General features: G+C 64.0%; 16 protein-coding genes. 6 read left to right on the plus strand and 10 right to left on the minus strand.

Annotated elements, in window-relative coordinates:
- Positions 1-14 precede the first annotated feature (14 nt).
- From DID96_RS11850 to DID96_RS11860, 3 genes are read right to left on the minus strand one after another with little or no spacing between them, the layout of a single operon-like run.
- Positions 15-1256 (minus strand): thiolase family protein, encoded by a 1242-nt coding sequence (locus DID96_RS11850; protein ID WP_124599592.1) that lies wholly within the window; start codon positions 1254-1256, stop codon positions 15-17.
- Positions 1257-1270: 14 nt separating this feature from the next.
- Positions 1271-2824 carry an AMP-binding protein gene (locus DID96_RS11855; protein WP_124599505.1) on the minus strand — a complete coding sequence of 518 codons (1554 nt, stop codon included), beginning with the start codon at positions 2822-2824 and terminating at the stop codon, positions 1271-1273.
- 37 nt (positions 2825-2861) lie between these two features.
- Positions 2862-3995: a trans-acting enoyl reductase family protein gene (locus tag DID96_RS11860; protein WP_124599506.1), complete on the minus strand. Its 1134-nt coding sequence runs from the start codon at positions 3993-3995 to the stop codon at positions 2862-2864.
- A 499-nt stretch (positions 3996-4494) separates the two neighbouring features.
- On the opposite strand from DID96_RS11860, the gene DID96_RS11865 reads away from it, so the two are divergent.
- The 5 genes from DID96_RS11865 (at position 4495) to DID96_RS11885 (ending at position 9851) form a co-directional block, all read left to right on the plus strand.
- The gene (locus DID96_RS11865) at positions 4495-5910 is read left to right on the plus strand and encodes a TetR/AcrR family transcriptional regulator (protein ID WP_124599507.1); all 1416 of its coding nucleotides are present in this window, start codon (positions 4495-4497) and stop codon (positions 5908-5910) included.
- 232 nt (positions 5911-6142) lie between these two features.
- A complete protein-coding gene (zwf, locus tag DID96_RS11870) occupies positions 6143-7618 on the plus strand; it encodes a glucose-6-phosphate dehydrogenase (RefSeq protein ID WP_124599508.1) in 1476 nt (491 codons plus the stop codon).
- A gap of 325 nt (positions 7619-7943) precedes the next feature.
- Positions 7944-8411 carry a DUF2946 domain-containing protein gene (locus tag DID96_RS11875; protein WP_124599509.1) on the plus strand — a complete coding sequence of 156 codons (468 nt, stop codon included), beginning with the start codon at positions 7944-7946 and terminating at the stop codon, positions 8409-8411.
- Positions 8412-8565: 154 nt separating this feature from the next.
- On the plus strand, positions 8566-9474 hold the full coding sequence (locus DID96_RS11880; RefSeq protein WP_260463861.1) for a hypothetical protein: 909 nt from the start codon (positions 8566-8568) through the stop codon (positions 9472-9474).
- A gap of 2 nt (positions 9475-9476) precedes the next feature.
- Entirely contained in the window at positions 9477-9851 is a 375-nt protein-coding gene (locus DID96_RS11885; protein WP_124599510.1) for a copper resistance protein CopC, read from the plus strand.
- Between the two features lie 97 nt (positions 9852-9948).
- Here the strand turns inward: DID96_RS11885 and DID96_RS11890 are convergent, their stop codons facing one another.
- Both DID96_RS11890 and DID96_RS11895 read right to left on the minus strand, forming a co-directional pair.
- A complete protein-coding gene (locus tag DID96_RS11890; protein ID WP_124599511.1) occupies positions 9949-11106 on the minus strand; it encodes a porin in 1158 nt (385 codons plus the stop codon).
- 244 nt (positions 11107-11350) lie between these two features.
- Positions 11351-11731 carry a helix-turn-helix domain-containing protein gene (locus tag DID96_RS11895; protein WP_124599512.1) on the minus strand — a complete coding sequence of 127 codons (381 nt, stop codon included), beginning with the start codon at positions 11729-11731 and terminating at the stop codon, positions 11351-11353.
- Positions 11732-11813: 82 nt separating this feature from the next.
- Between DID96_RS11895 and DID96_RS11900 the strand changes: the two genes are divergently transcribed.
- Positions 11814-12440, plus strand: coding sequence for an NADPH-dependent F420 reductase (locus DID96_RS11900; RefSeq protein WP_124599513.1), 627 nt, complete (start codon positions 11814-11816; stop codon positions 12438-12440).
- Positions 12441-12553: 113 nt separating this feature from the next.
- Here the strand turns inward: DID96_RS11900 and DID96_RS11905 are convergent, their stop codons facing one another.
- The 5 genes from DID96_RS11905 to DID96_RS11925 all read right to left on the minus strand — a co-directional run bounded on the left by DID96_RS11905 (position 12554) and on the right by DID96_RS11925 (position 21172).
- A complete protein-coding gene (locus DID96_RS11905) occupies positions 12554-13768 on the minus strand; it encodes an aminotransferase class I/II-fold pyridoxal phosphate-dependent enzyme (protein ID WP_260463862.1) in 1215 nt (404 codons plus the stop codon).
- A gap of 138 nt (positions 13769-13906) precedes the next feature.
- Complete coding sequence (locus tag DID96_RS11910) at positions 13907-15457, minus strand: phospholipase D family protein (protein WP_124599515.1); 1551 nt, start codon at positions 15455-15457, stop codon at positions 13907-13909.
- A 184-nt stretch (positions 15458-15641) separates the two neighbouring features.
- Positions 15642-16607 (minus strand): DUF979 domain-containing protein, encoded by a 966-nt coding sequence (locus DID96_RS11915; RefSeq protein ID WP_124599516.1) that lies wholly within the window; start codon positions 16605-16607, stop codon positions 15642-15644.
- A complete protein-coding gene (locus tag DID96_RS11920; RefSeq protein WP_124599517.1) occupies positions 16604-17365 on the minus strand; it encodes a DUF969 domain-containing protein in 762 nt (253 codons plus the stop codon). The genes DID96_RS11915 and DID96_RS11920 overlap by 4 nt, the downstream gene beginning before the upstream one ends.
- A gap of 84 nt (positions 17366-17449) precedes the next feature.
- Positions 17450-21172, minus strand: coding sequence for a hydantoinase B/oxoprolinase family protein (locus DID96_RS11925; protein ID WP_124599518.1), 3723 nt, complete (start codon positions 21170-21172; stop codon positions 17450-17452).
- Positions 21173-21243: the final 71 nt, after the last annotated feature.

Raw genomic sequence — 21243 nt, forward strand, 5'->3', positions numbered from 1 at the left:
CATTTCAAACTCCCTCAATCCTTGCTCAAGATGTGCACGGCCAGTGCGGCTTCGTCGATGCCCTGCATCCCGCCGCCGTTTTCCTGAATCGCATGACGCGCGCCCTGCACCTGACGCGCGCCGGCCTCGCCACGCAACTGCGTGACCAGTTCGTAGAGCTGGCCGATGCCGGTCGCACCCAACGGGTGTCCTTTCGATTCGAGGCCGCCAGATGGATTGATGGGGATGCGCCCGCCGATCGTGAAGTCCCCGCGCTCGGCAGCGGGGCCGCCTTCACCCAGCGGCACCAGACCGAGGTTCTCGGCCTGGATGATTTCCCCCATGGCCGATGCGTCGTGCACCTCGGCAACGTCCATGTCTTCCGGGCTCAAACCGGCTTGCTCATAGGCTTGCAGTGCAGCCAGGCGGCCGATGTTCTTCTCGGGCTCGTCGATGCGCCGATGCGTGAAGCTGCGCATCACGCTTGCCGCGACCTTGATGCAACGGCTGCGATCGGCACCAATGCGCCGCAGTCCCGCTTCGGTGCAGAGGATCACCGCAGCCGCGCCGTCCGAGATCGGCGCGCACATCGGCAGCGTGATCGGGTAGGTGATCGGCGGCGCCGCGAGCACCTCGTCGATCGTGAACGGCTTGCGGAACTGCGAGTACGGGTTGTGCACGGAGTGCCCGTGGTTCTTCGCCGAGACGGCCGCGATCTGGCGCTGCGTCGTGCCATAGGTCTTCATGTGATACCGGCACAGTGCGGCATAAATCGACATGAAGCGGCTGTAGGGCAGTTCGGATTCCGAGCCAGGGGGCGGCTCGACGCCCTCGCCCAGCTTCACCAGCGTCGCGAAGTTTTCTTCGACGCGCGACACATCCCACCCGCCGTCGAATAGCGCGAAGGCCTTCGCCTTGTCCGGAACGTTCATCTTCTCCGCGCCGATCGCCAGCGCCGTATCGCACGCGCCGGCCTTCAGGCTTTGTATTGCCAGGTGCACGGCGGTGCTGCCGGAGGCGCAGGCATTCTCGACGTTGAACATCGGGATGCCTTCGAGCCCGATCTTGCTGAACACCACCTGACCCGGGATCCCTGTCTGCCCCTGGAGCGGGCCATTCGTCATGCCGGCATAGTAAGCCGTGCCAATCGCATCGGCGCTGCAGCCCGCGTCCTGCAGCGCACCACGCAGCGCCTCGCCTGCAAGGTCATCGATACTGCGTTCGAGGTGCCGGCCGAATACCGTCATGGCGATACCGGCAATGTAAATGTTGGTCATGGTTGTCGCTCGGCTCAGATCTTGCGTTGCAGGCCTTGCCAGTACTGCTCGCGCAAGTCCTTCTTCAATACCTTGCCGACCGTGCTGCGCGGCAGCGCGGCGACGAAGTCCACGCTCTTCGGCGCCTTGACCGAGCCAAGCGTCTCCTTGCACAGCGCGATCAGTTCGTCCGCGCTCACGCTCTGTCCGACGTTGAGTTCCACGACCGCCTTCACCGCTTCGCCCCACTTCTCGTCGGGCACGCCGACCACCGCACAGTCCTGCACCGCCGGGTGTGCCCAGATCACCTGTTCGACTTCGCTCGGGTACACGTTGAAGCCGCCGCTGATGATCATGTCCTTCTTGCGGTCGGTGATGTGCAGGTAGCCCTCGGCATCCAGGTGGCCGATGTCGCCGGTGTGCAGCCAGCCGTTGACGATGGTCTCGGCGGTCTTGTCCGGCGCCTTGAAATAGCCCTTCATCACGAGATCGCCACGCACGCAGATTTCACCCGTCTCACCCTGCGGCAGCACATCGCCCTGATCGTTCAGGATCTCGACGCGGATCAGCGGGTTCGGACGGCCGACCGAGGACAGCCGCTCATCGGACGCGATCTTCCCGTCAACAAAATGCTCGGCCGGCGTCAGATACGAGATCGAAGCCGGGGCTTCTGTCTGGCCGTAGCCGCCGGCCATGACGGGGCCGAACACCTCGATCGCGCGCTTGAGTTTCTCCACCGACATCGGCGAGGCACCGTAGAAGAAGTACTTGAGCGACGAGAAATCCTGCTGCTCGATACCCGGAATATCGAGCAGGCGATAGATGACCGTCGGCGGGAGGAAGAATTCCGTGACCCGGTGCTTGGCGATGGCGGCGAGCAGCAGAACGGGATCGGGTTTCGGGAGCACGACCACGGTGCCGCCACGTGCGGTACAGGGCAGCGACAACATTCCGGCGGTGTGCGTCATCGGTGCCGCGGCAAGATTTACGGGGCGCTGCGTGCCATACGGGAACGCGATCATGGACTGCGCGAAGTAGGCCTGAAACGCGCGATGCGAGTTCATCACGCCCTTCGGCGCGCCTGTCGTGCCACCGGTGGCCGACAGCGTGACGATGTCGTCCATGTCGTAATCGACGCGCGGCAGGGTCGCCGGCTGGCCTGCGCTCCACGTTGCAAGCGACGGTGCCCACGGCAGTTCAGCATCGACGCACACCCAGAGCCTCACTTTCGGCAAGCTGGCGCGCAGTTCTTCGATGATCGATGCGAAGGCCTGGGTGAAGAACAGTGCCTCGCAGTCGAAGGCGTCGAGCACGTACTGGTTCTCGGCGGGTGCGTTGCGCCCGTTGACGGGGATGTACACCATGCCGGCGCGCCACATGCCGAGCGCGCAGCCCCAGCCGGTCACGTCGTTATCCGACCATACCGCCGACTTCGCTTCCTTCTCGAACCCGGCCGCAAGCAAGCCATGGGCGATGCGGCACGAAAGCTCGCCAATCTCCTGGAACGAGAATCTGCGCTCGCCCTGGATATACGCGATGCCGTGGGGATTGATGCGCCATCCACGGTCGAAAAAATCAATGATTGCCATTTACGTATGCCTCGGAATCCATACCGGGTCGATCGGGTTACAGCTGCGAGATCGTGGCGCGCGCCAGCCCGCGCTGCTCCAGGAAACCGAGCAGGTAACGGTGCCCAAACGCCTTGGAGCCGGACGCGAAACCGACCTTGGCCATCTCGCCGTCGATGAGCTTGATGGCGCCGGCAACCTGAAGCGCCCCGGTCGAGATATACGGCGTGGTGCCGTGCAAGGTCGCCCGCACCGCCGCAATCTGACCGCGTCCGATTGCGAAATCGACAGTGCGATGCAGCGACGTGCGCTCGCGCGGCGGCATGGCCGGCGTGGTCGAATCGACGATCTGCTTGAGCACCACATCCTGCTGCTCGCGCGGCAGGTTCGCGTACTCCGCCTCCCACTTCTGGCCGAGTGCATGCACCGTCTGCATCACGTTGTTGTCGTAGAAGCCCACGCACGAAATGCAACTGCGCACGCGCGGATCGTTCTCGAAGTACACCGGCAGCGACGTGCCGCTCCACGGCAGCGCAAACACCGGTTGCAGGAAGTCAGGAGAGGAGACGTTGAACGAAGCGTGCTTGTCATGCGGCACCAGCTTCTTTTCCCACAGGTAGCACGCTTCCTGGCGATAGGTATCGAAGATGGTTGCCGTGGACCCCACGCTCACGCCGGCGCTGCCACCACGCGGGCCGCGCGCCAGGGTCGCCGTCTCCAGTGCATCGACGCCCGGCGTCTCGAGCGCCAGTTCGGCGGCGATTTCCGCGAACGAGTACATGTACGCGGTCGACGGCGACACCAGCAGCCCGGCCTGCCGGTACAACTCGCCAAACCCGTCGCGCACTGCGCGGACATGGCTCTGCTCACCGCTGGTGTCCAGATAATGACAGCCGGCCTTGAGCGCCGCTTCGACGGCAACGAGCCCGAAAGTGCTGAACGGCCCGACCGTGTTGCACACGACCTTCGCGCCGCGGAAAGCCTTGATGAGCGAATCGACATCGTGATCCGTTTCGATGAGCTCGTAGTTCGCCGACTCGAGGCGCACGACGCGCTGCGCCATCATCTCCTTCGCCCTGCCCGCGTTGCGCGCCACAGCGGTGAACGGAATGTTCTGGTCGATCAGCCAGTCCATGATCAACATGCCGGTGTAACCGCTTGCGCCGTAGACGACGACGGGGTGCTTAGCCATGGTTGTCTCCTGATACCTGTGTGTTAAGGGTTGGGTTAATCAGACGTGACTCGATGTACAGGTCCCGACCTTCATAAAAAATCAGATTAGATGCGTATCACCGGCCTATCAATTACGTATTGACGGCCTAATCATAGAGGTGAAGCGGCCTACATTCAAGGCGACGAAAGCTAGGGGAAACACCAACTGAACCCGGCACAAACGATGTCGAGTCGGGTCAACTTCATCTGCCGACGGGGCCGTGCGGCGGCGCATCAGCGGAAACGCTCGGGCGATTGGCCGTAGGCACAGGCCATCTGGAACCCTTGACCGGAGAATATGGGACGAAGGCAGGATCTGCCGCCCAATCCACTCGAGTCGGAGCTTGAGGAGAGCACCTGCCCACTCACGCGCTCACTTTTCATCCGTGCAAGCATGGAAGAGCACAGCGGTGTTTTGCTCTTCCATCGGATAGGCCTATAATTTCGTACCGTTTTGTGTGAGTTCCAGGAGAGCCGACGTGCAAAAGAGGGCAGTCAAGCAAGAAATCCCTGACCATTCCGAGGAAGCGAAACCGGGCATGCAGCCGGCATCGCAACGAAATCGGGAACTGCGCATCAGGGAGATCATTGATGCCGCGCGCCAGGTGTTGCAGGAGGAGGGTTATGCCAGGTTCGCGACGCGCCGCGTAGCGGATCGTGTTGGCATCACACATGGAAATCTCCAGTACTACTTTCGAACGACGGAAGAATTGCTGCGCACGGCGCTCTCGGCCTATGTGAGCCAGGTCATGGCGGACTACACGGCGATCGCGCGTCGGCCAGGTATGGGGGCTGCGCAACGTTGCTCTGCCCTGATCAGTCGTATTTTTCAGAACATCAACGAGACCGATCTGCCGAAGTTCATGGTTGAGCTCTGGGCTTTCGCGTGGCACGAAGCCTATGTTGCGGAACTGGTGAAGGATATGCAGGCGCAGTTTCGAAGCATCTTCGTGAAGTTGCTGTCAGAACTCCATCCGACGTTGACTAGCGAAGAGTGCCTGGTGCGTGCCGTCGTTATCGGCGCGCAGGTGGACGGAATGACGATATTCGCCTCCCACGGCGCTTACCCGGGGAGAGACTATATCGAGTTCGTTCGCGTGGCGAAGCGCGCGGTAAAGATGATTGTCAGCGCTTCGCCGCAAATGCTGAAGAGCGAGGCGCCGCTTCGTCGTTCGCGCACTGACGCTCAGGTCGCCGGCCTGGGGTCTGAAGGGTACCTTCAGTCACGGTTACTGGATCTGCAGGTATCGCAACCGGCGCAAGACGCCTTCTATTACCGGCCAACGGCCCAAGGGAAGCGCAGAGAAGTCAAGATCAACGAGATCGTTTCCACGGCCGCCAACCTGTTGGCGACGGAAGGCTATGCAAACTTCACCTTGGCGCGGGTGGCGAAAGAGCTTGGCATCCTGCCATCGGCGCTCCAGAACTATTTCCCGACCTTTGATGACCTGCTCCGTACGACAATGGGCGCGCTGGGGCAGGTTTATCTGGAAAGCTTCGCGGAAATTGGCAAGCCCAGCGACAAACCGGCGCTGGAACGTCTGTGCGAAATCGCCACGCTCTTCGAGGATTCCCGTGATCTTGCCGTGTATCGACTCTGGTCAGAGCTGTGGGCACTGGCCCAGCATTCGGATATCACGCGCGAAATCGTGAGGAACGGCTACGCCGCCTACAGGGTGGTCTGCGCCGATCTCATACGGGAGATCGATTCGTCGGCGACGGCGCGTGAGTGCCTCGCTCGCGCGACACTCATCGCAGCATTGGTGGACGGTGCATTTGTGCTGAATTTTTCTGCGCAGAATCAACCTGTGAGCGTGGATCGCGTATTCGAACTGATTCTTGCGATAACGGTTCGCGTCGCGCATGGGCAAATTGCCACCAGCGACGCGGTGTAGGCCAAGCCGGCAAGTTTTCAGCGACGACTCCTGACAGGTCACGGCGGCGTGTCAGGCCGAAGCCGCTCACGGGTACGATCGTTCGCTTCCCGACGACACGATGGCTCGCTGATGAGCATGATCACGGCGAACACACCCGCGATCCGCAAAAACCGTGCATTATTGACGTTTGCCGTCGCGCGGACCGCCCGACGCACGTTTCACGCTCACCCTTTCAGACCGCGAACGATCCATGACGAATCAACCTACCCGGACCGCAACCGATCAGCCCGTCGACATGATCATCTTCGGCGGCGGCGGCGACCTGGCCGCCCGCAAGCTGCTGCCTGCGCTGTACATGGCGCATCTGCACTGCAATCTCCCGTCCGACACGCGCATCATCGCGGTCGGTCGCCGCGACTGGGGCATCGACGGCTACCGGGCGTTCATGGAGGAGCAGTCGCGTCCGTTCATCGACGAGAAAGCCTTCGACGCGCAAGCGTGGAGCCGCTTCCTCGACCTGTTCCAGTACGTACTGATCGACGTGGGCGCGCCGGGCGACTACGCGCGGCTCGCCGAAGCGTCGCGCCCCGGCGCGATCCGCGTGTTCTACCTGTCGACGTCGCCGGAACTGTTCACGACGATCTGCGACAACCTGTCCGCTGCGCACCTCGTCGACGCGCACGCGCGCGTCGTGCTCGAAAAGCCGCTCGGACACGATCTCGCGTCCGCGAAAGCGATCAACGACGCGGTCGGCAAGCATTTCGGGGAATCGCAGATCTACCGGATCGACCACTATCTGGGCAAGGAAACGGTGCAGAACCTGATGGTGCTGCGCTTCGGCAATCCGATCTTCGGGCCGCTGTGGCAAGCCCCCACCATCCGCAGCGTGCAGATCACGGTCGCGGAGACGGTCGGCGTCGGCAGCCGCGCCGGTTTCTACGACCATACGGGCGCGCTGCGCGACATGGTGCAGAACCACCTGCTGCAGCTGCTGTGCATCGTCGCGATGGAGCCGCCCGTGTCGCTCGATCCGGACGCCGTGCGCGACGAAAAGCTGAAGGTGCTGCGCTCGCTGCGGCCGATGTCGGTGTCCGACGTCGCGCGCGACACGGTGCGCGGCCAGTACACGGCGGGCGCGGTTGACGGCAAGCCGGTCAAGGGCTACCTCGAAGAGGACAACGTGCCGTCGGGCAGCCGCGCGGAAACCTTCGTCGCGCTGCGCGCGCACATCAACAACTGGCGCTGGGCGAACGTGCCGTTCTTCCTGCGCACCGGCAAGCGGCTGCAACGACGCCAGTCGGAAATCGTGATCGAGTTTGCCGACATGCCGTTCTCGATCTTCCCGAGCGGCCCGCGTCATTACGGCAACCGCCTCGTGATCCAGCTTCAGCCGGAGGAATCGATCCAGCTGCAGGTGCTCGCGAAGGAGCCCGGCAGCGGCATGAACATGGTGCCCGTGAACCTGAACCTCGATCTGCAGCAGGCGATGCCGGAACGTCGCGCGGAAGCGTACGAGCGCTTGCTGATCGACGTGATTCGCGGGCGCCTCACGCACTTCATGCGCCGCGACGAACTCGAGGCGGCGTGGACGTGGGTCGAGCCGATTCTCGACGGCTGGAAGCAACTGGGCGATCGGCCGCGCTCCTATACGGCCGGCACGTTCGGTCCGGCCGCGTCGTCCGCGCTGCTCGCGCGGGACAACATGTCGTGGGCCGAGGAAGCCTGACCTGACGGGCGGTGGGCAGCCGAGACGGTCGTGGCAGGCGGCCGCCTCGAGCCGCTCGCGATGACGATCAGAAAACCTGCCGCCAAACTGGCGGAAAGGTGGAGGCTGCTCAATACCTGCATTGGCGCGGTTCTGATCCGAGCAACGTCTGTTTGGCGGGATTGTCCCCACCACCGTGTAGGGTTCTGCTCGAGTGAGTTTGTAAACGCGTCATGTCATCCTCGTACGGACCGCCGCGTGATTGTGCCAACGGCAGCCGACAGGCCCTGCTTGCGGGCGTGGCTGCGGCAGCCGTCGCAGCCACCCGGGAGAAACCGAACGTGCAGTGAACCTGCCGCAGATTTTCCGCATACTGTTTGCATTGAAGCCTTGTTGGTGCGCCATGACCAGCCGCCGCCGTCAGAAGGTCGGGGCTTTCCTGGGGATGCTCGCGATCCTGCTGAGCACGGTCGCGCCGATCGTTTCCCAAGTGCTTCAGCGCGCCAATGCCGATGTCCATGATCATGCGCAACACGCGCATCATGGGCACCATGCGATGGCGGTTGCCCAACTTACTCACGCAGGGCACGCAGCGCACGCCGCGCACCATCACGGTTCCGATTCGTCACCGCTGTTCGACGCGTGTCCTTATTGCGGACCGATCGCACACGCACCGACCTTGCCCAGCGCAGTGGCGAGTTCCGGCGTCGCGCCGCCGAAGATCTCGTTCCGTCCGCCTGCCGTAGTCGACGCGTTTCGTCCGTACGCGATTCTGACTTCGGCCCGGCCGCGCGCGCCTCCTGCGTGGTCCTGAACTTCATTGACGCTTTCCAGCGATTCCGGCGATGTCGGTGCACGACGTCGCCGTGTTCGCGCGTGCCTGCGCTGCGCGCGTCCTGCGAGCCCTTTCCGGCCCGCAGTGCGGCCGCCAGCGCTGTGCGTCGCGACAACATGACCAGGACCTGAACATGCGAACCCTACTCAAACGGGGCGCCGCGGTGCTGTGCGCGCTCGCGCCCTGCCTCTCCCCGCTCGATGCATCGGCTCATGCGGTGGCCGGCAACCGGGTTTTTCCGGCGACGATGGCGGTCGACGACCCGGGTGTCGGGGACGAACTCAACCTCAACTTCGGCCACCTTCAATCCGACACCGACGATGGCGACAAGCAGAACACCAACACGACGACGCTCGAATGGGACAAGCGGATCACGCCGAGCTTCCAGCTTTCCGTGACGGGCACCTACGTGAACCTCAACGCGCCGAACGACAGCTCGGCGCGCGGCTTCGACAACTGGCAGGTCGGCGCCAAGTATCGTTTTTACGTGAACGAGAAGCACGAGTTCATGGCCTCGATCGGTGCGGCCATGGAGCTTGGCGGAACCGGCGCGCATTCAATCGCCAATCCGCACTCGGCCGTGACGCCGACGCTCTACTTCGGCAAGGGTTTCGGCGATCTGCCCGACAGCCTGAAATACCTGAAGCCTCTGGCGATCACGGGGACGGTCGGCCCGCGCCTGACGTTGAACAGCGCCGATCCGAATTCGCTGAGCTGGGGCGTCACCGTGCAATACAGCGTGCCGTACCTGCAAAGCCACGTGCAGGACATCGGGCTCAAGGCGCCGTTCAACTACCTGATCCCTGTCGTCGAGTTCCCGATGAGCACCTGCACCGCCAGTCCGTGTTCGGGCCAGACGACCGGGACGATCAATCCCGGTGTAATGTGGGTCAATCGCTGGGGGCAGTTCGGCGTCGAAGCGCAGATTCCCGTCAATCACGCAAGCGGAACCGGCGTGGGCGTGCTGCTGCAGGCGCATCTCTACCTCGACGACGTGTTTCCGAACACGATCGGCAAACCGCTTTTCGGCAAAGGAGAATAGCAATGCGTGAAGTCAGGCATCGTCGGCGCGGCCTGTGCGCCGTGGCCATCGCAACGGGCATCCTGAGCGCGTCAGCGGCGTTTGCGCATGTGTTCCCGCAAACGCAAACGCCAGCGGCGGGCGCCGAAGTGCCGGCTCCGCCCAAGGTGACGATCGTGTTCGACGGGCCGCTCGAACCCGCGTTCAGCTCGCTGAGCGTCAGCAACTCGACGGACAAGCAAGTCAACACGGCCAAGGCGGCCGTCGACCCGAACGACAGGAAGTCGATCAGCGTGGCATTGCCGCCGTTGCCACCCGACAAGTACACCGTGCACTGGGTGGCGGTGGCCGCGGACGGGCATCGCACGCACGGCGACTACTCGTTCAGGGTGAAGTAACGGGACCGCGAGCGCGCGGGTAGCCGCTTCGCCCGCTGCAACCGCTCGCACGCGCCGGGCATCGGCCCATCCGGCCGATGCCCGCATCGCATTACCGTCAGAACTTGTGCCGCAGCCCGACGCTGACGATCTCCTGCGTGTTCGTCCCCGGCACGCCATACGAACCCACCGAAGCCTGCGCGCCGGTCAGCGACCCGTCTTCCGCGCGCGTCGTACCGCTCGCATGCTGCCACGCGCCGACGAGATACACATCGGTGCGCTTCGACAGGTGGTAATCCGCGCCGAGCGATACCTGGTGATAGGTTGCGTTCGTATCGCCGCTCGATTTCGTGTAGCTATACCCGGCACCCAGCAACAGCGCCGACGTCGCCTGGTAGTTCACGAATCCCTGGCCCGTATTGAATTTCTCGGTCGCGCCGAACGCCGACTGCGCGTCCGCCTTGTACTGCGCATTGCTGTATCCGACACCGAACGTGAACGGGCCCGCGACATACTGCGCGGCCACGCGGCCGATGTTGATCGACTTCGCGGTCTGGTAGCCGAGGTTGATCAGCGAGCCGTCGAACGTGCCGTCGGACGTGCCGCCCCACGTCGTGCGCTTCGCGCTGGCGACGGACGGATTGTTCGCGACGAAATAGCCACCCGCGATCGACAGCGGGCCGTTGTTGTAGGCGGCCGCGGCCGACCAGGTCTGACCCGAGCCGGTTTGGCCGGCGACGCCGCCGAACGCGTACATCGCTTCGACCTGAAGGCCGCCGAACACGGGCGACACGTACTTCAGCGCATTGTTGGTACGCGAGCTGTTGTCGTAGTTGTCGACGTCGCCCGCGGTCGCGAACGTGCCGCTGAACGCGTTGTCGCCGGTGATCCCCTGGACCAGGTCGACGAGCGGGTCGTACTGGCGGCCCATCGTGAGCGTGCCGTACTGCTCGCTGTTCAGCCCGACGAATGCCTGGCGCCCGAACTCGCGGGATCCCTGCCCCATCTTGCCCGTATTCGGATTGAAACCGCTCTCGAGCTGGAAGATCGCCTTCAGGCCGCCACCGAGGTCCTCGGCGCCCTTCAAGCCCCAGCGGCTGCCCGACAGCGTGCCCTGGTAGAGGCCGACCTGGTTGCGTCCGTCCGGCGTCGCGTTGTGGATGAACTGGATCGAGTCGTCGACCACGCCGTACAGCGTGACGCTGGTTTGCGCGTGTGCAAGGCCGGAAACGCCGGCGAGTGCGAGCGAAAGCGTGGGCAGAATGATGCGTTGCATGTTGTGTCTGAGATTCATGACGAAAAGAAGGACAACTATTGAATCCAATGATTTCGGTGGGAGACTTCGGCAACCTCGGGTCGCGCTCGCGAAACGTGCGCCGCATCGCGCGACGTGAGGCACGATAACGCACAAATGTGTCAAAAAAACACATAATGCAAACAAACGACACGCTGGGCGTCTATCTCGCGATGGCGAAGGACGCGATGAACGACGAGCGCGCGAGATGAACCCAACCCAATCGTCAGTTCGGATATTTCCGGTCGAACGCGTGGTTGTTCGCCTCGATGGTCTTGAGTGCCTCTTCCGCCCAGGCCTTCAGCGCAACGACGAGCGGAAGCAGCGTGCCCGCCAGCTGGCTCAACGAGTACTCCACGCGCAGCGGCAGCTCGTCGTAGACGTTTCGCTCGATCAGTCCATCGCGTTCCATCGCACGCAGCGTCTGGGTCAACATCTTCTGCGAAACCCCTTCCAGGCGACGCCGGATGTCGCCGAAACGCATCGGCCCGTCCTGCAGCGCGACCATGGCCAGCACTGTCCATTTCTGCCCGATGCGCGACAGCACCGTGCGGGACGGACAGACTTTCAGGAACGCATCCGGCGGCAGCTCGATTTTTTTCGACATGGTTACTTCCAGGTACCTAATTGATTGCAGAAACCATCCTTGAAAGAATGGTACGACCTAATCAATTGCGAGGTACACCATCATGAAGATTGCATTCTTGGGCGGCGGGAATTTCGGCGGGAATCTGGCCCAGCTCCTGGCTGCGGCAGGACACGACGTCGTGGTCGGATTGCGCGATTTGTCGAGGGCGCGGCCGGGCGCGCGATACGCGATTGCGTCGCTGGAAGATGCCGCCAGGCACGGTGACGTCGTCATCATTGCCGTGCTTTATCAGGCGTGCGCGGAAGTACTGCCTCCGCTGACTCGATTGCTGTCTGGAAAAATCGTTGTTGATGCAACCAATGCGCTGCAGGATGACTGGTCGCCGCTCCCTCTCGGTCAGGACGGTTCAGCCGCTGACGCGATCGCTCGCCTGCTCCCGCAAGCGCGTCTCGTCAAGTGCTTCAACACCGTGTTCGCCGACATCATGACACCGGACCGCGTCGATCGAGGCGGGCATGCCGTCACGGCGTTCATTGCAGGCGACGATGCCGAGGCCAATGCCACCGTCGCAACGATTGCAACCAGTGCCGGACTCGCTCCGGTCGTTACCGGCACCTTGCGTAACGCCCGCTATCTGGAAGCCATCGCGCACCTCAACATTCAGATTGCGATTGGAAGAGGTGGTGGAACGAACGCAGGCTTTATCTACCATCAGGTGCGTGCCTGACTCGGGTTCTGATCGGCGAACTGGCTGAGTGCACGGGATGCACTCAGCCTGACAATCGACACTTTCCTGTCGCTAACGATGCATCGCTTTCCGCGCGCACACCGTTCGCGTGCTCAGTCCACCCCGATCGCGCGCCGCACCGACAGCGCGATCCCGTCGGCCGCGCTCCGCACGTCGTCGAGCGACGGGAACGACGGCGCGATCCGCAGATGCCGGTCGTCCGGGTCCTCGCCATACGGAAAGGCGGCGCCGGCCGGCGTCAGCACGAGCCCGGCCTCTGCCGCGAGCGCGACCGTGCGTTTCGCGTGCCCCGGCGGCACATGCAGGCTGATGAAATAACCGCCTTCCGGCTGCGTCCACGACACGTCGGGCAGGTCGGCAAAGCGCGCGCCGAATGCCTGATGCACCGCGTCGAACTTCGGCCGCAATAGCGCGCGGTGGCGCGCCATCAACGCGTCGAGCCCCGCGCGATCGCGCAGCGCATGGACGTGGCGCAGCTGGTTCAGCTTGTCCGGGCCGATCGTGCGGATCGTCACATGCCGCTGCCACCAGTCCACGTTGCGTCGCGACGACGCGAGAAACGCCACCCCGGCGCCGCCGAACGTCACCTTCGACAGCGACGCGAACACCAGCGCGCGATCGGGATACCCGGCCGCCGCGCACGCGCCGATGACGTTCGGCGTCGCGTGCGACACGTCGGTCAGGTGATGGAAACGATACGCGTCGTCCCAGAACAGCCGGAAATCGGGCGCGGCCGTCGGCATCGACGCGAGCCGCCGCACCGTGTCGGCCGAATAGATCGTGCCGCTCGGGTTGCTGTACAGCGGCACGCACCAGATGCCCTTGATCGACGGATCGTCGCGCACCAGCGGATCGACGACGTCCATGTCGGGACCGTCGTCCCGCATCGGCACCGGGATCATGCGAATCCCGAGCGCCTCGCAGATTGCGAAATGCCGGTCGTAGCCAGGCACCGGGCACAGGAACGACACATCGTGTTGCGTGTGCCACGCGCGCGCATCGGGCATGCCGAACAGCATCGCGAACGCAAGCGCGTCGTGCATCAGCGCGAGGCTCGCGTTGCCAGCTGCGACGACCTGAGCCGGCTCGACGTCGAGCAGCGCCGCGCCGAACTCACGCGCTTCCGGCAAGCCGAGCACATGCCCGTAATTGCGGCAGTCGAAGCCGTCGCGCGACAGATGCCCCGCGTCGCCGGCCGCGGCGAACAGCGCGGTTGCCAGGTCGAGTTGCTCGGGCGCGGGCTTGCCGCGCGACATGTCGAGGCGCATGCCCAGTTGCCGGAATTCGTCGTAGGTGTTCGGCGTCACGTTGGTCTCCCGCCGCGCTTGCGGCTGCATGAAGGAATGCAGACAGTATGCAAGTCATCCGACGATCGGACAAACGCGATGTTTTGAATGAGTCGATCAGATTTATTGATACCGGCGAACACGCTCACCGCGTCGCGCTCACAGCTGCGACTCGATCGGCAGCAGACCGAGAAACCAGATTTCCATCCGGCGCGCCGCCGACACTTCGGGTTCGGTATCGAGTTCGGTCGTCGCCCCATCCTCGGCGGTCTGAATCCACATGAGCCGGCCCTTCCCCGCCGGATCGGTCCGCAACGCGACGCGCCACGCGATCCGGTCGAGCCGCGATTCCAGATCGGTCGCCGCGTCGGCCGCAATCGCCGGGCTCTCGCAGTACACGCCGATCTCCGTATTGAGCTTCAGCGAGCGCGGATCGAGGTTCATCGAGCCGATGAAGGTGCTCTTGCGATCGAATACATACGTCTTCGCGTGCAGCGACGCGCGCGACGACCCGAACACGATCCGCTTCGAGATGCTTTTATCCCCGGACGGCCGCCGCTCGTACAGCAGCACACCCGCGTCGACGAGGTCGCGACGATAGCGCCGGTAGCCGGCATGCACGGCCGCCACGTCGGTCGACGCGAGTGAGTTGGTGAGCACCGTCACGCGCACGCCGCGTGCGGTGAGCGCGCGCAGCCGCTCGACACCGCCCTTGCCCGGCACGAAATACGGCGACACGATCAGCAATTCGTGCTCCGGCTGCAGTGCGAGCGCCCGCAGTTGCGGCATCAGGTGCCCTTCGCTGTCGTTCGGCGCATGCGCGATCTTCGACGGATCGTCGTACAGCACGGTCGCGCGCCCCCAGGACAATTCGGTACCCTGACCATGGATGATCTGGTCGAGCCGTTGCTTCGCCTCGAGCACGTACGGGTTGTCCTCCATTGCTCGCAGGTAGTCGCGCAACCGCTCGCGCTGCGTTTCCAGTCCGCCCGGCGCCGCGTCGTGGCCGACGAGCGTGTTGATCGGAAACGCGTACGGGGAATTCCAGAACGTATCGAATTCGGTCGAGATGTCGGTTACGACGGGGCCGTGCACGACGACGTCGAGATCGCCGAATTCCACCATCGACGATGCACCGAAATATTCGTCGCCGATGTTGCGGCCGCCGACGATCGCGGCCTGGTTGTCCGCGATCATCGCCTTGTTGTGCATGCGCCGGTTGACGCGCGCGAACTCGAGCGCGGCACCGAGCTTCTTGAACGTGCGACTGGCGACCGGGTTGAAGAGCCTGATGTCGATGTTCGGATGCGCGCTGATCTCGAGCAGCTTGCGGTCGTCCGCGTTGGTGCCGAGATCGTCGAGCAGCACGCGCACGCGCACGCCGCGGTCCGCCGCGCGCAGGACGGCATCAGCCAGCGCGTGCCCGGTCAGGTCGTCGTGCCAGATGTAGTACTGGAGATCGAGCGAACGGTCGGCGCGATCGGCAAGCAGCACGCGCGCGTCCAGCGCGTCGACCGGATCGCGCAGCAGATGAAACGCATCCTGGCCCGGATGCGCGGCGGCCTGCGGCCGGAACGCGATGCCGAGGCGCGTGTTGCCGGTGTCGGTGATCGCATGCGTCGGCTCACGCTCGGCCTGCGGCGGAAGGCTGGCGCAGGCGACCAGCGCCAGCAGCGACAGCATCGCACTCAACGAACGCAGCGTGACCATGATTGCCGTCCCCCCTCTCCGGCGAAGCGTGTTCTGTTACGTCGGCCGGACGTGCCGGCCGACGCACAGCATACCTGCCTGTGCGGGCGCTGACGGAAATCTTCGAACGCTCAGCGTGCGATCCGGGGGAATCGTCCTGTTTGTGCAAAACCCGGCGGCTGCATGAACGCGACCGACCAGCGGATCATCCAAACGCCAACCAGTACATCAACAGGATATTCAGCGGCAGCAGCAGCGCAGCGGTCGGTGCCTGCGCCTTGATCACCGCGAACTTGTCGGGCAGTTGCAGCAACGCAACCGGCACGATGTTGAAATTGGCGGCCATCGGCGTCAACAGCGTCCCCGAGTAGCCGGAGAACATGCCGATCGCGCAAACCACGGCGGGATTCGCATGGTGCAGTCCGATCAGCACCGGGATGCCGACGCCCCCGGTCATGACGGGAAAGGCGGCAAATGCATTACCCATCACGATGGTCAGCGATGCCATGCCGAGACAGTACACGGCGACGGCGATCAGGCGATTGTCCATCGGTACGTACGCGGTGACCAGGTGAGACGTGGCCTGCCCTACGCCCGCGGCGGCAAATACGAGCCCCAGTATGCCGAGCAACTGCGGAAGCGCCACCGCCCAGCCGAGCGATTCCGTCAGGCGGCGGCCCTCCTTGACAGCCTGATAGCCACTGTCGCGCGTGATTGCGCACGCGAGGATCGTCGCCAGCACGCAGCCCAGTCCGAACGACACGAGCGTCGCGTTTCGCGTGTCGATCAGCAAACGGCCCGCGATCGCCAGATGTGGCGCACCGAACGTGCCGGCGATCGTGACCGCAGGAATCGTCAGCGCCGGAATGAACAGCCGGTTGCCCAGCCGTGCCGCGCCGGCGGTTTGTTGCTCGGGCGAGTTCGCGGTCTTCTGCGCCGCCACCACGCCGCCGAATCCGGCAATGAGCGTCATCGCGACAAGCAGCGCACCCACACCCGGCGATGGCAGGAAATCGGCGCCCAGAAAGAGCAGCGCATAGATCAGCCAGAACGACCCGGTTTGCAGCCGCCGGGGATGCGACCGATCCGCGAGGATCAGCATCGCGATGACGGCGAGCAGGCCACCCGTCAGCCAGAACAGATAGTCGACAGACAGGATCTTCGTGCTCATCGTGATTCCCCCTGCGCAATCGCGTCTGAGCGCGGTGCATCGATCGTCATCGGAGCGCCGGCCAAACGGGTGGCTGACGCGACAGAAGCCTGCAATGCGCGTTCGAAGCGGTGCAGACGGATCGTATGGATCACGAACGCGCACAACGCGGTCGGCATGCTCCACGCGGCAACGTGTGCCGGTATCACGTCGATGCCGGCCTGACGGAGGAACGTCACCATCAGCAGGATCGCGCCAAACGCGACGAAGATGTCCTCGCCGAACATCAGGCCGATATTGTCGGTCGCGGCGCACATCGCCTTGATCCGCTGCATGGCGGACCGTTCGAGCGTGCCGTGATGCCGTTGCGCGGTGGATTCGACCATCGGCGACAGCAACGGACGAACCATCTGCGCATGGCCGCCCAGGCCAACCAGGCCGAGTGCTGCGCTCACGCCGCGCACGGCGAGGTAGGTCGTGAGCAGGCGCGCGACGGTGGCGCGCCGGAAGCGCGCGATCCACCGTTCCGCCTGCTCGCGCAGGCCGTGGCGCTCCAGCATGCCGATCACCGCAAGCGGCAACAGCACGATCAGCGGCAACGAGCGCGTGTTGCAGAAACCCGTGCCAAGCAGCGTGAGTATCTTGTCGATCGAAAAGCCGGCCAGCAGTGCAGTCGTCAGTGCCGACACGAGCACGATCAGCATCGGATTCAACCGAATCGCAAAGCCGAGCACGATCACGCCAATGCCGAGCAATGGCCATAAGTTGATGGTATTCATGAGGTTCCCCGATTCGAAGCGCCGGCTCGGCGCTTCGCTTGACGAGTGGAAGAAGCGAATGGAAAGACGCGAACGCAGCGATCGTCAGCCGGGATGCGTGGCCGGTTCACGCCGGTCGGCTTCGACGGTGCCGCCGGGCTCGCGCTCGCCTTCGTCGCGGCCTTCGACCGCGTGTCCGTATCCGCCGCCCGTTGGCGTCTGGACCACGAACACATCGCCCGGATTCATCTCGACCTCGTCGCAACTGGCGAGCGGCTCGATCCGCCCGTCGATGCGCTCGACCCAGTTCATGCCCGGCTGCCCCGGTTCGCCCCCCGCCATCCCGTAGGGCCTGACACGCCGATGGTCGGACAGTATCCCGGCCGTCATCCTTTCCAGAAAGCGAATCCGTCTCAGTGCGCCCGGGCCACCGTGCCAGCGCCCTCGCCCGCCGGTGCCATGACGGATCGAATGCTCCTGAACCTGCACCGGAAAGCGCCATTCGAGCACTTCGGGATCGGTCATGCGCGAGTTCGTCATGTGCGTCTGCACCGGCGTCGAGCCGTGAAACCCCGGACCTGCGCCCACACCGCCCGCAATCGTCTCGTAGTATTGGTAGCGCGCGTTGCCGAACGTGAAGTTGTTCATCGAGCCTTGCGACGCGGCGCACGCCGACAAGGCGCCGTAGATCGCATCGACCACGCTCTGCGAGGTCTCGACGTTGCCCGCCACCACGGCCGCCGGGTAACGCGGACTCAGAATCGAGCCGTCCGGAATCACCATGTTCAGCGGCTTCAGACAGCCGGCGTTGAGCGGGATATCGTCGTCGACGAGCGAGCGGAACACGTACAGTACGGCGGCATGGCATACCGCTCTCGGCGCGTTGAAATTGTCCGGCTGCTGCGGCGTGGTGCCCGTGAAGTCGATGGTCGCACTGCGCGTTTGCCTGTCGATCGACAGACGCACGTTGATCACCGAGTGACGGTCCGTTTTATACGAGAATTCGCCGTCCACCAGCAAATCGATCACGCGGCGTACGGCCTCCTCGGCGTTGTCCTGCACATGCTGCATGTACGCATTGACGACGTCGAGGCCATATTCGCGCACCAGCCGGTGCAGTTCTCGCACGCCCTTTTCGTTCGCGGCGATCATCGCACGGAAGTCCGCCAGGTTCTGGTCGATGGCGCGCGACGGGTAAGCGCCCGAACCGAGCAGTTCGCGAACTTCGCGCTCGCGCAGGCGGCCGTTCTCGACGAGCAGGAAGTTGTCGATCAGGATCCCTTCCTCATCGATATGCCGCGAGCGCGGCGGCATCGATCCCGGCGAGATGCCGCCGATATCGGCCTGGTGCCCGCGCGAACCCACATAGAACAACACCTCGCCGGCCTCACCAAAAACTGGCGTGATCACGGTGACGTCGGGCAGATGCGTGCCGCCGTTGTACGGCGCATTCAATGCATAGACGTCGCCGGGTTTCATCCGTCCGGCATTCTCACGGATCACGGTACGGATGGATTCGCCCATCGAACCCAGATGCACGGGCATGTGCGGCGCGTTCGCAATCAGGTTGCCGTGCCGATCGAACAGCGCACACGAAAAATCGAGGCGCTCCTTGATATTGACCGAGTACGCGGTGTTGGCCAACGTCAACCCCATCTGTTCGGCGATGGCCATGAACAGGTTGTTGAAGACTTCGAGCTTGACCGGATCCGCATCGGTTCCGATCGCGGCACGCGTCGCGAGTGCTTCGACGCGCCGCAGCACCATGTGATCGGCTGCCGCCACGCGTGCCTGCCAGCCAGGTTCGACAATGGTCGTCGCGTGATCGTCGGCGATGATTGCGGGGCCGCTGACCACATCTCCGGGTTGCAGGTCGGCGTAATGAAACACGGGCGCCGCTCGGGATTCGCCGTCGCAGAACATCTCGACCGTTCGCCGCGCCTTGGGCGACGCATCGCGGCTTTCCGCAGAGGTGCCCGCGCTGACGTCGGTCGCTTCGCCAGAACGCCCGACGATTTCCACCGAAATGGCTTCGACCACGAGCGCCTTGCCTTCCATCAGGAATGCGTAGCGCGCCCGGTATTCGCGCTCGAAGGCGTCGCGGACCTGCTCCAGCGAGCCGTACGGCAGGATCAGACAGGTATCCGTTCCTTCATAGCGGACGTGGACGCGCCGTATCACCGCGATCCGGCTGTCATCGACGCCCTGCTCGCGGACCTGAGCAACCGCGCCAGACACGAGGCCGATGAAGCTGTCTTCCAACTTCTGCATCGACGCGGCCACGAGCGGTTCTTCGATTGCGCATTCGCGCATCGCGGTGAGATCGGCGAGGCCCATCCCGTATGCGGACAGCACGCCTGCGTAGGCATGCACGCAAATGCTCGACATGCCGAGCGTGTCGGCGATCAGGCACGCATGCTGGCCGCCCGCGCCGCCGAAGCACTGCAACGTGTACTGGGTCACGTCGTACCCGCGCTGCACGGACACTTTCTTGATCGCGTTCGCCATATTCTGCACGGCGATTTCGATGAAGCCCTCCGCCACCTCTTCGAGACGCCGGCGCTTGCCGGTTGCCGTTTCGATGTCCCGCGCGAGTTGCGTGAACTTCTCGCGCACCGCGTCGGCATCGAGCGGCGCCGTGCCGGATTCGCCGAACACATGCGGAAACAGGTCCGGACGGATCTTGCCGAGCAGCACATTGCAATCGGTGACGGTCAGCGGGCCGCCGCGACGATAGCTGGCCGGCCCCGGATTCGCGCCGGCCGAATCGGGGCCGACCCGGTACCGCGCGCCGTCGAAATGAACGATGGAGCCGCCACCTGCCGCGACCGTATGGATGCTCATCATCGGGGCGCGCATTCTGACGCCTGCCACCTGGGTGTCGAACGCACGCTCGTATTCCCCGGCGAAATGCGACACATCGGTCGAGGTGCCGCCCATGTCGAAGCCGATGATCTTGTCGAAGCCCGCCTGCACCGCCGTTCGCACCATCCCGACTATGCCGCCTGCCGGGCCGGACAGAATGCTGTCCTTGCCTTGAAACAACGACGCATCGGTCAGGCCGCCGGACGACTGCATGAACATCAGCTTGACGCCGTCGAGCGCGGCGGCGACGCGGTCGACATAGCGCCGCAGCACCGGCGAAAGATACGCGTCCACGACAGTCGTGTCGCCCCGCGATACGAATTTCATCAACGGCGAAACTTCGTGCGACACGGAGATCTGCGTGAAGCCGATCTCCTGCGCGAGTCGTGCGGCCGCCTGTTCGTGCGCAGGAAAGCGATAACCGTGCATGAAGACGATGGCCACCGACCGGAAGCCGGCCTCCCAGGCCCGCTTCAGTTGCGCGAGCGTGTTGCGCTCGTCGATCGGCACAGCCACTTCGCCACGCGCGCCGACGCGCTCGTCGATTTCGAAGACGTCCGCATACAGCAGATCGGGAAGCCTGATGTTCAGATCGAACAGGCGCGGCCGATTCTGATAGCCGATCCGCAGCACGTCGCGAAAGCCGCGTGTCACGAACAGCGCGGTCGGCGCGCCCTTGCGCTCCAGCAGCGCATTGGTCGCGACGGTCGTGCCCATTTTCACCGCGTCGATCCGGTCCGACGGGATCGGCTCGCCGGGCGCGACGCCCAGCGCGCGCCGGATGCCTTCCAGCGCGGCGTCTTCGTATTGCTCGGGATTTTCGGAAAGCAGCTTGCTCACCGCCAGCGTGCCGTCCGGTGCCTTGGCGACGATATCGGTAAACGTGCCGCCGCGATCGATCCAGAACTGCCATTTCCCGTTGCTTCCATTGGTCCCGCTGTTTTCATAAACGGACTGACTCATGACTCCTCCGGCTGGCAAATCGCCTTTATTGAATTCACGACCCGACGCGGCGCTTCGTTGGTGACGAGGAT

The sequence above is a fragment of the Burkholderia sp. Bp8963 genome (assembly GCF_003854275.1).
Taxonomy (GTDB): Bacteria; Pseudomonadota; Gammaproteobacteria; order Burkholderiales; family Burkholderiaceae; genus Burkholderia.